The 13,524-nt window shown below is 71.1% G+C and carries 13 protein-coding genes; 8 read left to right on the top strand and 5 right to left on the bottom strand.

Going from position 1 to position 13,524, the window contains the following annotated elements; genetic code table 11:
* The first annotated feature begins 137 nt into the window (after positions 1-137).
* The 5 genes from JOD46_RS04950 to JOD46_RS04930 all read left to right on the top strand — a co-directional run bounded on the left by JOD46_RS04950 (position 138) and on the right by JOD46_RS04930 (position 6,520).
* A complete protein-coding gene (locus JOD46_RS04950; protein ID WP_307834913.1) occupies positions 138-1,589 on the top strand; it encodes an APC family permease in 1,452 nt (483 codons plus the stop codon).
* Positions 1,586-3,235 carry an amidohydrolase gene (locus tag JOD46_RS04945; RefSeq protein ID WP_204392072.1) on the top strand — a complete coding sequence of 550 codons (1,650 nt, stop codon included), beginning with the start codon at positions 1,586-1,588 and terminating at the stop codon, positions 3,233-3,235. Before JOD46_RS04950 ends, JOD46_RS04945 begins: the two co-directional genes overlap by 4 nt.
* A gap of 61 nt (positions 3,236-3,296) precedes the next feature.
* Positions 3,297-4,550: a flavin-dependent oxidoreductase gene (locus tag JOD46_RS04940; RefSeq protein WP_204392070.1), complete on the top strand. Its 1,254-nt coding sequence runs from the start codon at positions 3,297-3,299 to the stop codon at positions 4,548-4,550.
* A gap of 11 nt (positions 4,551-4,561) precedes the next feature.
* Complete coding sequence (locus tag JOD46_RS04935; protein WP_204392068.1) at positions 4,562-5,029, top strand: DUF3237 domain-containing protein; 468 nt, start codon at positions 4,562-4,564, stop codon at positions 5,027-5,029.
* Between the two features lie 159 nt (positions 5,030-5,188).
* Positions 5,189-6,520, top strand: a complete 1,332-nt coding sequence (locus tag JOD46_RS04930) for a DUF1254 domain-containing protein (RefSeq protein ID WP_204392066.1) — start codon at positions 5,189-5,191, stop codon at positions 6,518-6,520.
* Positions 6,521-6,573: 53 nt separating this feature from the next.
* Here the strand turns inward: JOD46_RS04930 and JOD46_RS04925 are convergent, their stop codons facing one another.
* Together JOD46_RS04925 and JOD46_RS04920 are read right to left on the bottom strand one after the other, a co-directional pair.
* Complete coding sequence (locus JOD46_RS04925) at positions 6,574-7,293, bottom strand: DUF4386 family protein (protein WP_204392064.1); 720 nt, start codon at positions 7,291-7,293, stop codon at positions 6,574-6,576.
* Between the two features lie 81 nt (positions 7,294-7,374).
* Complete coding sequence (locus tag JOD46_RS04920; RefSeq protein ID WP_204392062.1) at positions 7,375-7,860, bottom strand: nucleoside deaminase; 486 nt, start codon at positions 7,858-7,860, stop codon at positions 7,375-7,377.
* 103 nt (positions 7,861-7,963) lie between these two features.
* Between JOD46_RS04920 and JOD46_RS04915 the strand changes: the two genes are divergently transcribed.
* The 3 genes from JOD46_RS04915 to JOD46_RS04905 all read left to right on the top strand — a co-directional run bounded on the left by JOD46_RS04915 (position 7,964) and on the right by JOD46_RS04905 (position 9,460).
* Positions 7,964-8,323, top strand: coding sequence for an ArsR/SmtB family transcription factor (locus JOD46_RS04915; RefSeq protein ID WP_204392060.1), 360 nt, complete (start codon positions 7,964-7,966; stop codon positions 8,321-8,323).
* On the top strand, positions 8,320-8,793 hold the full coding sequence (locus tag JOD46_RS04910; protein WP_204392058.1) for an SRPBCC family protein: 474 nt from the start codon (positions 8,320-8,322) through the stop codon (positions 8,791-8,793). The genes JOD46_RS04915 and JOD46_RS04910 overlap by 4 nt, the downstream gene beginning before the upstream one ends.
* 109 nt (positions 8,794-8,902) lie before the next feature.
* Positions 8,903-9,460, top strand: coding sequence for an SOUL family heme-binding protein (locus JOD46_RS04905; RefSeq protein ID WP_204392056.1), 558 nt, complete (start codon positions 8,903-8,905; stop codon positions 9,458-9,460).
* A 77-nt stretch (positions 9,461-9,537) separates the two neighbouring features.
* Here the strand turns inward: JOD46_RS04905 and JOD46_RS04900 are convergent, their stop codons facing one another.
* The 3 genes from JOD46_RS04900 to JOD46_RS04890 form a co-directional block, all read right to left on the bottom strand.
* Entirely contained in the window at positions 9,538-10,374 is an 837-nt protein-coding gene (locus JOD46_RS04900) for an alpha/beta fold hydrolase (protein ID WP_204392054.1), read from the bottom strand.
* A gap of 307 nt (positions 10,375-10,681) precedes the next feature.
* Positions 10,682-12,043, bottom strand: coding sequence for a class I SAM-dependent methyltransferase (locus tag JOD46_RS04895; RefSeq protein ID WP_204392052.1), 1,362 nt, complete (start codon positions 12,041-12,043; stop codon positions 10,682-10,684).
* A complete protein-coding gene (locus JOD46_RS04890) occupies positions 12,040-13,431 on the bottom strand; it encodes an FAD-binding oxidoreductase (RefSeq protein WP_307834912.1) in 1,392 nt (463 codons plus the stop codon). The genes JOD46_RS04895 and JOD46_RS04890 overlap by 4 nt, the downstream gene beginning before the upstream one ends.
* Positions 13,432-13,524: the final 93 nt, after the last annotated feature.

Genomic DNA, 13,524 nt, shown 5'->3' with positions numbered 1-13,524 from the left:
TAACGATCGACCGAGCGACTCGGGACATATTTGCACAATCGATTGCGCATCCGACGGAAATGAGACAGACTCTGCTCACGTCACCCCCGTCGCCGCATCGCTCGGGCACGGGTCAGCATTCAACGAAGGAGTTGCTCGTGACCCTCGATTCGACCCTCCTCGACGAGACACCCAAGACCGGCACGCTGAAGAGCGCGGCGCTCGGAACGTGGGGCGTCGTCTTCCTCGTGGTCTCGGCGGCGGCACCCCTCAGCGTGCTCGCCGGCATCGGCCCCCTCGCGGTGCTGATCGGCGGCGTCTCGGCGCCGCTCGTCTACGCGATCGCCGGCGTGGTCCTCGCCGTCTTCTCGATCGGCTTCCTCTTCACCGCCCGCAACCTCAAGCCCATGGGCGGCTTCTACACGTACATCGCCGTCGGGCTCGGCAAGGTCGTCGGTCTGGCAGCCGGGTTCCTCGCGTGGGTGTCGTACAACCTCCTGCAGATCGGGCTCTGGGGCCTCTTCGGGGTGATGGCCGAGGGCATGCTCGCCCAGGTCTTCGGGATCCAGCTGCCCTGGTGGGTGCTCGCCGTGGTCGGTGCGGCGCTCGTGTTCGGTCTCGCCGCCGCGGGCGTGGATGTCGGCGCGCGCGTGCTCGGCGTCCTCCTCGTGCTCGAGACCGCCCTCCTGTTGGTCCTCGCCGCCGCCATCCTGAGCCAGCGCGGCGGCGACCTCGGGTTCGCGACGTTCGCTCCGGAGAACATCTTCACGCCGAGCATGTTCGCGATCCTCGGGTTCGGCTTCGCCGCGTTCATGGGCTTCGAGTCCACCGTGCTCTACCGCAACGAGACGCGCGACCCGGTCCGTTCCATCCCGCGCGCGACGTACATCGCCGTGGCGTTCCTGGCGCTCTTCTACACCGGCACGCTGTGGCTCGTCATCCAGGCCTTCGGCGACGCGCAGGCGCAGGGGGTGATCGCCGAGGACCCGGCCGCGTTCTTCTTCATCGCCATGGGGCAGTACGTGGGCGACTGGGGCGTCGCGGTCATGTTCATCCTGATCGTCTCGAGCATCTTCGCCGGGCAGCTCGCCTTCCACAACGCGATCAACCGGTACAGCTTCGCGCTGTCGCGCGACGGCATCCTGCCCGCCTTCTTCAACCGCACCAACCGATTCGGTGCGCCGTGGGTCGCGGGGCTGCTGCAGAGCGTGGTCGCCGTCGCCGTCGTCCTCGCCTTCGGCGTCGCCGGGCTCGACCCACTGACGCAGCTCGTCATCTGGGTCAACTCGCCCGGCGTCTACGGCATCATCACGCTGCAGCTGCTCGCGTCGGTCGCCGTCCTGGTCTTCATCCTCCGGAACCGGCACCTCGAGCGGAAGTGGTACGTGCTCCCGGCGGCGATCTTCTCGATCGTGGCGATGACCGTGCTCCTGGCGATCCTCGTGTCGACGATCGACTTCCTCACCGCGGCGGGCCCGGCGATCAACGCCGTCATCCTGGCCGTCGTGCCGCTGGTGCTGATTGCGGGCGGCGTGTACGCGCTCGTGCTCCGCTCGAGCCGTCCCGAGCTGTACGCCCGCATCGGCGGAGCGGAGGTCGAGGCACGATGAGCACTCGCACGAGCGCCGAGACCGTGGTCTTCGGCGGCCGCGTCATCACCATGGCCGACCAGGACCTCGCCCCGACGGATGCCACGGGCGTCGCGGTCGCCGACGGCAGGATCCTCGCCATCGGCGGGCGCGCCGACCTCGAGCCGCTCATCGACGACGCCACCACGGTGATCGAACTGCCGGGCGCGGCGATCCTCCCGGGCTTCGTCGACAGCCACATCCACCCCGTGTTCGGCCTCGGCCTCACGCGCGGCGCCGACCTGAATGGATGCCGCACCCTCGCCGACGTCGAGCACCGCCTGCGCGCCGAGCTCGAGCACCTGGGCGACGGCGACTGGCTGCTCGGCTGGGGGCTCGACCCGAACGCGTTCGAGGGCGGCGAGGTCACCAACCGCGTGCTCGACGAGGTCGCCCCGGGCCGCCCGGCGTTCATCCGGCTGTTCGACGCGCACGCCGCGCTGGCCTCGAGCCGGGCCCTCGAGATCGCCGGATGCCGCGGCGACGAGCGGTTCACGGACGGCTCCCGCGTCGTCACCGATGCCGACGGCCGGCCGACCGGGTACCTCCTCGAACTGCAGGCGATGGCGATCGTCCAGCCGTTCGTCCCGGAGCTCTCGTTCGACCAGCGCGTCGACCGGCTCCATGACGTGCTCCTGCGGATGGCCCGCGCCGGCTTCACCGCCGGGCAGGTGCAGGACCTGGCGCCCGACACGATCGAGCTCCTCCGGGCGATCGAGCAGACCCGCGACCTGCCCATCCGACTGCGGATGTCGCCGTGGTTCGAACCCGGCACCGCCGTCGAGGAGGTCGACCGGCTCGCACGCCTGCAGGGAACGCGCGGGCGTCGCTGGGTCGTCGAGGGCGTGAAGATGATGATCGACGGCACGATCGACAACGGCACGGCCTGGCTGCACGAGCCCGACTGCCTCGGCGAGTCGACCAAGTCGCTCTGGCTCGACCCGGAGCAGTACCGCGAGGCGCTCACCGAGCTCGACCGCCGCGGCATCCCGACGACCACCCACGCTATCGGCGATGCGGGCATCGAGTTCGTGGTGCGCGCGATCGCCGGCCTGCCGCACCGGAACGCGACCCACCGGGTCGAGCACATCGAGACGATGACGGATGCCGCGCTCGAGCTCTTCGCGTCATCCGGCATCACGGCCAGCATGCAGCCGACGCACTGCACCTTGTTCACGCGCGCCGACGGCACCGACCACTGGTCGAAGCGGCTCGGCGAGGAGCGGGCGGCGCGCGGCTTCCGCACCGGCGACCTGGTCCGTGCGGGCGTGCCGCTGGCCCTGGGCTCCGACTGGCCGATCGCGCCGAGCGACGCAGTCGGCATCCTCGCCGACGCCCGGCTGCGACGCCCGCACGACGACCCGGCGGCAAGGCCGGTCCATCCGGAGCAGGCCCTCGACGCGGTGGATGCGCTGCGCGGCTTCACCACCCACCCGTACACGACCATCGGGCAGCGCGGCGGTGTGCTCGAGGTCGGCGCCGTCGCCGACCTCACCGTCCTCGACGCCGACCCGCTCACCGTCGAGGCCGACGAGCTCGGGCGCGCGCGGGTGCTCCTGACGCTCGTCGACGGCCGGGTCGTCACGGATGCCGCGGTGCCGGCGCAGCCCGAGCCGGCGCGCCGGTAGACGCCGACCGTTCCCACCACTCAGACCGGGCGCTCGGCCCGACCACGAAGGAGTCGTACTCGTGCGCATCGTCATCGCCGGCGCCGGCATCGGCGGCCTCGCGGCCGCCCTGAGCCTCGAGGCGGCCGGCTTCCGCGACATCCGCATCTTCGAACGCGCCGACCGCATCCGCGGGCTGGGCGTCGGCATCAACCTGCTGCCGCACGCCGTGCGCGAGCTCACGGAACTCGGGCTGGCCGAGCGCGTCGGCGCGCTCGGCGTCGCGCCGTCCACGCTCACCTACTTCACGCGGCACGGGCAGCGGATCTGGAGCGAACCGCGCGGTCTCGCGGCGGGCTACCGGTGGCCGCAGCTCTCGGTGCACCGGGGCCGCCTGCAGCTGGCGCTGCTCGAGGCGGTCGAGGAACGCCTGGGCGACGTGGTCCACCTCGGTCACCGTCTCGTCGGCATCGACGATGCCGAGGGTACGACCGCGACGGCGACCTTCGCGACGGCGGAGGGCACGACCGACGTCGAGGCCGACGTCGTCATCGGCGCCGACGGCATCCACTCGGCGCTGCGCGCGCTGCGGTACCCGGATGACGGCGACCCGGTGTGGAGCGGCCTGACGCTGTGGCGCGGCACCGCCGTGATCGACCCGTACCTCGACGGTCGCACCATGGTCATGGCCGGCGATGGCGAGCAGAAGTTCGTCGCGTATCCGCTCGAGAATCCGGGGCCCGGCGGCCGCCAGCGCGTGAACTTCATCGCCGAGCGCCGCGGGGTGGGCAGCCCCGACGTCGACTGGAACCGGTCGGTCGACCCGGCGCCGATCGTCGACCTGTTCCGCGAGTGGCGCTTCGACTGGCTCGACATCCCCGCGACGATCGCCGCCTCCGACGAGATCCTGGAGTACCCGATGGTCGACCGCGACGCGCTGCCGCGCTGGACCTTCGGACGCACCACCCTGCTCGGCGACGCGGCCCATGCGATGTACCCGAACGGCTCGAACGGCGGCTCGCAGGCGATCCTCGACGCACGGACCCTCGCGTACCAGCTCGCGACCGCGCCGTCGCCGGAGGCGGCGCTCGAGGAGTACGACCGGATCCGTCGCCCCGCCACCGAGGCACTGCTCGCGCTGACTCGTCGGACCGGACCGGAACGCGTGATGCAGCTCGCCCGCGAACGGGCACCGCACGGGTTCGACGACATCCACGACGTCATCCCGCAATCGGAGCTCGAGCAGATCGCCGCCGAGTACAAGGCCGCGGCGGGGTTCCACCCTGACTCGCTGAACGCCCGGTCGTCGCTCACCGTCGCCCTCGAGTCCCGATGACTGGAGTCCCGATGACCCACGCACCCACCGTCCCGGCCCTGGAGCACGCCTTCGACGTGGTCGTGCGCCTCGGCCCGCTCGCCGACCACGGCCGGACGCGCGCCGGCCACCGGCGCATCATCCCCATCCTCGGCGGGCAGGTCTCCAACGGCCTCGACGCCGAGCTCCTCCCCGGTGGGGCCGACTGGCAGCTCGTCCGCGACGACGGCGCGATCGAGGTCGACGGTCGCTACAGCGCGCGCACCCCCGGCGGCGACCTGCTCTACCTCCAGGTGCGCGGCCTCCGCACCGGGCCGCCGGAGGTGCTGGCCGGTCTGCTGCGCGGCGACGACATCCCACCCGACCGCTACTACTTCCGCACCGTGATCACCATCGAGACGGATGCCGCGGCGCTGGCGCATCTCGAGCACGCGGTGTTCATCGCCTCCTGCGTCCGCGACGCCGACGCGGTGCGGTACGCGGCCTACCGGGTGACCTGAGGCACGGCGTCCACCCGGGCGTGTCGCTATCCCGACCGGACGGCGCGCTCGATCAGCGCCCGCACCTCGGGCAGTCGGCCTCGGAGATCGTCCTGCGTCGTCGCTTGCGCGCGGCACGTCCGATGGCGAGTACCGACCCCGCCGCGCGAGGATGGCTCCATGTCGACCCCGCTCGAAGACCTCGCGACCAAGGCCTACCTGTTCGGCTTCCCCCTCGTGTTCAACCTCGACCAGGTGGAGCGCTACGTGACGACCGGGGTCGGCAAGAACGCGGCGGCGCCGTGGAACCGCTTCAGCCACGCCCGCGCGCTCGCGGGCCCCGAGGACACGTTCGTCACGATCAACAACGACACCGTGTACTCGATGGCGCAGCTCGATCTCGGCGTCGGCCCGGTGCGGCTCGAGGTGCCCGACACCGCGGGCCGGTACTCCGTGCTGCAGTTCGTGTCGGCGTGGACCGACAACTTCGCGTACATCGGGCATCGGGCGACCGGCACGGATGCCGCGACGTACCTGCTGGTCCCGCCCGGCTGGGCCGGCCAGGCGGCCCCCGGTGAGACCGTCGTGCGCGTCCCCACGCGCGTCGCGTCGATCGTCGGTCGCTGGGCGGTCGCCGGCGACGACGACCTGCCCGCGGTGCATGCGCTGCAGGATGCGACGACCCTGACCCCCATCGGCTCGGCCGCCGCCGAGGGCCTCCCCTCGAGCGAGGCGACGGGGCTCAGCGAGGCGCTGCGATTCTTCGACCGGCTGCGGCTGTGGAGCCAGGCGTTCCCGCCGGCCCCGCGCGATGCCGACACGTTCGCCGCGTTCGCCCCGCTCGGCCTCACGACGACCGGCGCCACTCCCTACGGCCGAGACCCCGAGCTGGATGCCGCGCTGGAGGCGGGCTACGCCAAGGGCAAGGACCTGCTCGAGACCATCGTCGCGTCGGGCGGCGGCAACGAGGTCGTGAACGGCTGGAGCCTCGCGTACCACACGTTCGACTACAACCTCGACTTCTTCGAGGTGGGCTCGCTCGACGACCCGGCGTTCAAGATCGCCGACCCCGAGCGGCGCATCGTGCAGCGCGCGGGCGCCGCCCTCGCTGGGCTGTGGGGCAACCAGGCGTTCGAGGCCGCCTACATCGCGACGTACGTCGACGACCGCGGCGACGCGCTCACCGGCGAGCACACGTACACGCTCACCCTGAGCCCGCCGCCCCCGGTGGGCGCGTTCTGGTCGCTCACGATGTACGACGTGCCCGACTACTACCTCGTCGCCAACCCGATCGACCGCTACTCGATCGGCGACCGCACCCCCGGCATCCGCTACGAGGACGACGGCTCGCTCGTCATCACCATCTCCCACACGGAGCCCGCCGACGCGAAGGCCCGCGCCAACTGGCTGCCCGCGCCCGCCGGCGAGTTCCGCCCGGTGCTGCGCATGTACGAGCCCGCCGCCGCCATCCTCGACCAGACCTACCTGGTGCCCGCCATCACGCGCGTCTGACTGCGGCGCCCCCTGGGTCGCCTCTTCAGCGAGACGGATGTCGCTTCGCCGCGTCATCCGCACCGGCGCTGGGGTGGGGCAATCCGCCGTGCCGGCAGGCGCAGCAGCACCACGCCGACGATCGCGAACCACGCCCACAGCAGGGGCCCGTAGACCGCGTAGATCGCCGGCATCGCGAATCGCAGCGCCTCCCCGGCCAGGCCGAGCGCGCCGGTGACGACCCCGAGCCATCCCACCCAGTGCGGCAGTCCACCCCGCACCATGGCCAGCGAGATCAGCAGGATACCGAGCGGTGTCACCACACCGGCGATGCTCGGCGTGTTGTTCTCGGCCACCAACGCCTCGGCGGCCGCACTGAACGTCGCCTGCTCGGCGGGGCTCGCCGCGGTGAAGCGGTCGCTGAGGAAGACCAGCGAGAGGGTCCCTTGGCTCGTGACCGGGACGGCGAGCAGCGCGATGAAGGATGCGCCGCCCACCGTGAGCCCGAGCACCGACATCACCGGGCTGGACGTGAAGAGAGCGACGAACAGACCGACGAACACCACCAGCCCGAACAGCGCCGGCACGAGCCACAGGACCTGCAGGACGATGTACGAGACCGTGTGCTCGGCGATGAACCGAAGCGTCGCCTCCCCGCCCGAGATGGGCGGCGGCGCCACGGCGTAGATCGTCAGCGCCGTGATGCCGCACAGCACGAACAGCAGGCCGGCGACTCCCGCGGTCCGGTAGAGCGGGTTCCACGAGGCCCCCGTCGGGTCGAGCACCGAAGCCATCCCGCGACCCTACGCGCGAGCGCCGCCGTGCTCACGGGCCGAACGTCCCTCACGCGACGAGTCTCGATCCCGGTCGATTCGTCAGCTGGAGCCGACCGCGCGTTCGATGAGCGCTCGCACCTCCGGCACGAGCTCGTCGACCGGCCCCTCGACCGGCAGCCCCGGCGCGACCGCGTTGATCGGCACGACCGCGACGGCGGATGCCGCGGCGCCGGCCGCCGCGCGCCATCCGCTGATCTGCTCCGCCGACGCGACGTACACGATGCGCCCGAGCCCGACCCACGCGTGCGCCGCCGAGCACATCGGGCAGTGCTCCCCCGACGTGTACACGGTCGCCGCGGCCCGCTCGTCGTCGGTCAGGTTCGCCGCCGCCCAGCGCGCGATCTCGAACTCCGGATGCCGCGTGGCATCCCCCGCCGTCACCTCGCGGTTGCGGTCCTCGAACCGCACGGTGCCGGATGCGTCGACGAGCACCGACCCGAACGGGCCGTCGCCCGCGTCGAGCGCGTCGCGCGCGAGCTCGACCGCCCGGCGCAGGTGGACGAGGTCGGCCTCGGAGATCGTCATGCGTCCACGCTAGGCGCGTGCGCGCGCCGATGGCACCCCTTCGCCCCGCCGCTCGCGAAACCAGATATTGAACTTCTCGGTTCAGTGATCTACACTGAACCGCATGGTTCAACATGAGGTGCTCGACCGGGCGTTCGCCGCCCTCGCCGACACCACCCGACGCGACATCCTGGTGCGGCTCGGCGACGGGCCCGCCACGATCAGCGAACTGGCCGAGTCCGCGGGGATGACCCTCACCGGCATCCGCAAGCACGTCGACGTGCTCGTCGACGCGGGGCTCGCCACCACCGAGAAGGTCGGACGCACCCGGCAGTGCCGGCTGGGCGCCGAGCGATTGGACGACGCCATGGCGTGGATCTCGTACTACCAGCGCCTCTGGGAGCGCCGTCTCGACGGTCTCGAGGCCTACTTCACCCTCCGCGACGGCACGCGGAACGACACCGGACAGGACGGAACACCATGACCGAGCACACGGCCGACACCACCACCGAGACCCTCGAGCTGCGCGCCTCGCGCACGCTCCCCGCGACGCCCGAGGAGGTCTTCGACGCCTACACCGACGCCGAGAAGCAGAAGATCTGGTTCTCGATCCTCGACGAGGAGCCGGGCGTCGTCGAGATCGAGGTCGACCTGCGCGTCGGCGGCCGGCAGGTCGCCGTGTGGGGGCCCGACCGCGACACGCTCTTCCGCGAGGAGCAGGTCTTCCTCGAGATCGACCGTCCGCACCGGCTCGTGACCGAGTCGACGGGCAGCGACCCGAGCGGCGAGACCATGACCACGCACGTCGTCGTCACCTTCGAGCCCGTCGAGGGCGGCACGCTCACGAGCGTCGTGCAGTCGGGCTTCCCGACGCCCGAGATCCGCGACTTCTTCGCGTCGCAGGCCTGGGTCGGCGCGTTCGACCGCATCGAGGCGTACCTCCGGCGTCGCTGACGCCCCACGGGTCCACCACGGCCGCAGCGGCAGGTCACCCTCGCCGCTGCGGTCGTCGGGCTTCACCGCGAGCACGCCATGACCGCGAAAGCGGGCGTAGCCTCGGAAGGTGACCGAGCAGCAGCCGTTCGACGTCGTCCAGCAGCATGACGGGTGGGAGGTGCGCCGCTATCCGTCGCACGTCGTGGCCGAGACCGTGGTGCGGGGCGTGCCGTTCGAGGATGCCGGCAATCGGGCCTTCCGCCTGCTCGCCGGCTACATCGGCGGTCAGAACGCCGCCCGCCGTTCGATCGAGATGACGGCGCCGGTGGTGCAGTCGCCGGAGAAGATCGCGATGACGGCGCCCGTGCTGCAGGAGCGGACCGGTGAGGGGCATGTCGTGGCCTTCGTGCTGCCGGCGGGGATCACCGAGGCCGAGGCGCCGATCCCCACTCGGCCCGAAGTGAGGTTGCGGACGGTGCCGGAGCAGTTGGTGGCCGTACTCCGGTTCAGCGGTCGCTGGACGCGGGAGTCGTGGGAGCGGCACCGCGACGAACTGCTCGCCAAGGTGAGCTCCGCAGGGCTCACGGTCCGCGGCGAACCGCGTTTCGCGCGCTTCAACCCGCCCTTCACCCCCTGGTTCCTGCGCCACAACGAGGTGCAGGTAGAGGTGGAACCCGCCGCCTGATCCGGTCACTGACCGGAAACGGCGCGCGCACGGGCAGTCCCGTGCGCACGCCGTCTCCTCCTCGCGCAGCAGCTGGACTACTGCTGGATGAAGGCGAGGATGTCGGCGTTGAGGACGTCCGCGTGGGTGGTGAGCATCCCGTGCGGGAAGCCCTCGTAGATCTTGAGGGTCGAGTTGCTGAGGAGCTCGTGCTGCTTGAGAGCGGCCTCCTTGTACGGGACGATCTGGTCATCGTCGCCCTGGAGGACGAGGACGGGCACCGAGATCGCCTCGAGGTCCTCGGTCTGGTCGGTCTCCGAGAATGCCTTGATGCCCTCGTAGTGCGCGAGGGCGCTGCCCATCATGCCCTGACGCCACCAGTTGGCGACGACGGGCTCCGATACGGTCGCACCCTCGCGGTTGAAGCCGTAGAACGGGCCCGACGCGACGGCCTGGAAGAAGTCGGCTCGGTTGGCGGCCAGCGCGCTGCGGAACCCGTCGAAGACCGTGATGGGCAGCCCTCCGGGGTTCGCGTCGGTCTGGACCATGAGCGGGGGAACCGCCGCGACGAGCACGGCCTTGGCGACGCGCCCTTGGGGTTCGCCGTGTTTCGCGACGTACCGGGCGACCTGGCCGCCGCCGGTCGAGTGGCCGACGTGGATCGCGTTGCGCAGGTCCAGGTGCTCCACGACGGCGGACGCATCGCTCGCGTAATGGTCCATGTCGTGGCCGGTGCTGATCTGCGACGAACGGCCGTGACCGCGACGGTCGCTGGCGATGACGCGGTACCCCTTTCCGAGGAAGTAGAGCATCTGGGCGTCCCAGTCGTCCGAGGACAGGGGCCACCCGTGGTGGAACATGATGGGCTGGGCGTCGCGGTCGCCCCAGTCCTTGAAGTAGATCTCCGCACCGTCGTCCGTGGTCACAAAGGGCATGACCGACCTCCAGTTCCCTCTTCAGCCGGGGCTCTGCCCGGCCATCTTGCGTTGGATGCTGCGCCAGGTCGGCGAGGCATGTTCGACGCAACGGTTGCGGGTCCCGATCCTTCCCGCGCCTCCGCACGTCGCGCCCGTGGCGCCGTCTTCGATTGCCAACGGGTACTCGATTTCTGCAGGTGACCACCATCTCCGATCGAAGGACGCGCCGCTACCCCTGAGTAGAGACTTCACCCCGACGTCTCCACGGATTCAGCGACGACTCATGACGCGAATCGGCGTCAGTCCGGTTCCGGACGCCCTACGCCTACGCCGTCCACCACGGCCGCAGCGGCAGGTCGCCCATTCCCCCGCGGTCGTCCGGCTTCACCGCCAGCACCTGGTGCAACTGGATGCCGCCGCGCTCGAACTGGAGCCGCGAGCCGGCCATGTAGAGCCCCCACACCTTCGCGGTCGGCAGGCCGACCTCGTCGACCGCCTCGTCCCAGTGCTCGACGAGGTTGGCGCACCAGTCGCGAAGGGTGAGCGCGTAGTGCGGGCGCAGGTTCTCCTCGTGCAGCACCTCGAGGCCGGCATCCTGCGCTTCGGTGATGATGCGCCCGGACCCGGTGAGCTCGCCGTCGGGGAAGACGTAGCGGTCGATGAACCCGTGCGTCGAGGGCTCGGACGTGTTGTCGGGCCGGGTGATGCAGTGGTTGAGCAGCAGCCCGCCGGTGCGCAGCCGCGACTGCAGGAAGCGGAAGTACTTCGCGTAGTTGCGCACCCCGATGTGCTCGAGCAGCCCGATCGACGACACGGCGTCGAATCCGGTGTCGCGGATGTCGCGGTAGTCGCCGTGGCGCACCTCGGCGAGCTCGCCCAGGCCCTCCTCGGCGATGGCGCCCTGCGCCCACGTGGCCTGCTCCTCCGACAGCGTGACGCCGACGACCCGGATGCCGCGCCGCGCCGCGTAGCGCACCATGCCGCCCCACCCGCAGCCCACGTCGAGCAGCCGGTCGCCGGGCGCCAGCCGAAGCTTCTCGAAGACGAGCCGGTACTTGTTCTCCTGGGCTTCGTCGAGGGATGCGTCGGGGCGCGGGTAGCACGCGCACGTGTAGGTCATCGACGGTCCGAGCACCCACTCGTAGAAGGCGTTCGAGACGTCGTAGTGGTGGTGGATGGCTTCGGCGTCCCGCGCCTTGCTGTGCCGGCGGCCCGTGGCGACCCGGCGCCACCGGGGCGGCGCCTCCCCCGGCGGCGGCGCGATCGGCCGCAGGTGCTCGACGCCGATCGAACGGAGGATCTGCGCGATCGCCCGTGGCGGCGGCATCCGGAACACCAGTTCGTCGGCGAGCGCGCGGAGCAGTTCGTAGGGGTCGCCCGGGTGCACGCCGTGGATCTCGAGGTCGCCGGCGATGTAGGCGCGCGCGAGGCCGAGATCGCCGCGACCGGTGGCGAGGTAGGTCGTGCCGCGCGGGGTCTTCAGCTCGATGCCGAGCGGGGCGTCGGGCGGGCCCGCCGAGCTGCCGTCGTACGCGGTGAACCGCAGCGGGAGCTGCCCGCCGGCGACGAGCTCCAGGATCTCGGCGAGGGTGAGCTTGCCCGAGGCATCCGGCTTCGGCGTGGCATCCGCCGTCGCGGCATCCGCCGTCGTCGCCGACCCGGGCCCGCGCTCCTTGGACGTCGTCATCGTCGTTGCACCGCCTTCGCGTAGAGGTCGAGGAGCCGTGAGTCGGGGTCGTACCGCCGCTTCGCGGCGCGGTAGGCATCGCCGCCGTAGAGCGCGTCGAACTCGTCGCGCGGGTAGTAGGCGTCGGAGTACAGCGACTTGTGCCCGTCGAGCTCGCCGACCTTGCGCTCGATGAGGCGGTTCGTCGCGCCCTCGGTCGCGCCGACCGGCACGGTCGACCAGAAGCCGACGTTGACATACGTGCGGTGCGGCTCGAGCGGGTACAGCGGCCAGTCGGTGTCGTCGCGCGGTCGCAGCGGGCACAGCCAGATCGGCTCGATCGGCACCTCGACGAGGAACCAGCCGAGGAACTCCGCGGTCCGCTCGATCGGGATCTCGACGTCCTGGATCACGCGCTCGCGCGGCGGCCGGCCGCGCAACCGTTCGATGCGGTTTCCGATGTCGTACCGCCGTTCGAGCTTCATGAGCTTCCAGTACGCGCTGCTGCGCCGGTAGCGCCGCGGCCAAAGCCGGCGGACGAGCGGATGCTGCGCGCCGAATGCCTGCGAGCACCAGAACCAGTCGGTGTCCCACCGCCACAGGTAGTCGTGGATCGTGAGCCGGTCGTGCGTCGCGCCATCCGCATGCTGGATGGAGCGGTAGAAGATGCGCTGGCCGGTGTAGTCGCTGGTCGGGCCGGATGCCGCGGTCTGCACGCCCACGCAGAGGTAGCTCTCGTCGGCGCTGAAGACGACCCCGTCGAGGTAGTCGACGCGCGTGCCGTCGTCGAGGGCGCCGGTCTCGACGATGCGGTCCATCGTGTCGATGAGGTCGCCGAGGTCGTGGAACCGCAGGTGCGTGAGCGCGACGAACGGCTGCACCGGCTCCAGCTCGATGCGCAGCCGCACGGCGTAGCCGAGCGTGCCGTACGAGTTCGGGAACGCGTGGAACAGGTCGGCGTGCACCGTCGGCGACGCGGTCACGACCTCGCCGGCGCCGGTGAGGATGTCGAGCTCGAGCACCGACTCGTGCGGCAGCCCGTTGCGGAACGACGTCGACTCGATCCCGAGCCCGGTCACCGCGCCGCCGAGCGTGATGGTCTTCAGTTGCGGCACGACCAGAGGCGCCAACCCGTGGGGAAGTGTCGCCGCGACGAGATCCTCGTACGTGCACATGCCGGCCACGTCGGCCGTCCGTGACTCCGCGTCGACCGCGATGACCTGCGTCAGCCCCGACGTGTCCAGGCCCCGCGCCTCGACCCGGTCGCGCGACCGGAATAGGTTCGACGTCGGCTTCGCCAGCCGCACCGTCGCCGCGGCCGGCAGGGCCCGGTAGCTCTCCAGCAGGCGCTCGACGCCGTCGGCGTGAGCGGCCCGTGCGTCAATCGCGTCGGTCGCAGGAGCGGACACACCCTCACGGTAGTCCGCGGGAGCCGCTCTCCACAGAGGCAATCCGACGACGGACGTACAGGGTCTGAATCGCTTGAGCTCGGCGCCAGAAGA

Origin of the sequence: Agromyces aurantiacus (genome assembly GCF_016907355.1) — a bacterium.
Lineage (GTDB): Bacteria > Actinomycetota > Actinomycetes > Actinomycetales > Microbacteriaceae > Agromyces > Agromyces aurantiacus.
The sequence above is the reverse complement of the archived record's forward strand: the minus strand, read 5'-3'. Positions and strand labels throughout refer to the sequence as shown.

Excerpts from the sequence above, each read along its gene's own strand:
- JOD46_RS04945 (WP_204392072.1), top strand. The coding sequence starts at position 1,586 with ATGAGCACTCGCACGAGCGCCGAGACCGTGGTCTTCGGCGGCCGCGTC.
- JOD46_RS04935 (WP_204392068.1), top strand. The coding sequence starts at position 4,562 with ATGACCCACGCACCCACCGTCCCGGCCCTGGAGCACGCCTTCGACGTG.
- JOD46_RS04930 (WP_204392066.1), top strand. The coding sequence starts at position 5,189 with ATGTCGACCCCGCTCGAAGACCTCGCGACCAAGGCCTACCTGTTCGGC.
- JOD46_RS04925 (WP_204392064.1), bottom strand. The coding sequence starts at position 7,293 with ATGGCTTCGGTGCTCGACCCGACGGGGGCCTCGTGGAACCCGCTCTAC.
- JOD46_RS04920 (WP_204392062.1), bottom strand. The coding sequence starts at position 7,860 with ATGACGATCTCCGAGGCCGACCTCGTCCACCTGCGCCGGGCGGTCGAG.
- JOD46_RS04915 (WP_204392060.1), top strand. The coding sequence starts at position 7,964 with ATGGTTCAACATGAGGTGCTCGACCGGGCGTTCGCCGCCCTCGCCGAC.
- JOD46_RS04910 (WP_204392058.1), top strand. The coding sequence starts at position 8,320 with ATGACCGAGCACACGGCCGACACCACCACCGAGACCCTCGAGCTGCGC.
- JOD46_RS04900 (WP_204392054.1), bottom strand. The coding sequence starts at position 10,374 with ATGCCCTTTGTGACCACGGACGACGGTGCGGAGATCTACTTCAAGGAC.
- JOD46_RS04895 (WP_204392052.1), bottom strand. The coding sequence starts at position 12,043 with ATGACGACGTCCAAGGAGCGCGGGCCCGGGTCGGCGACGACGGCGGAT.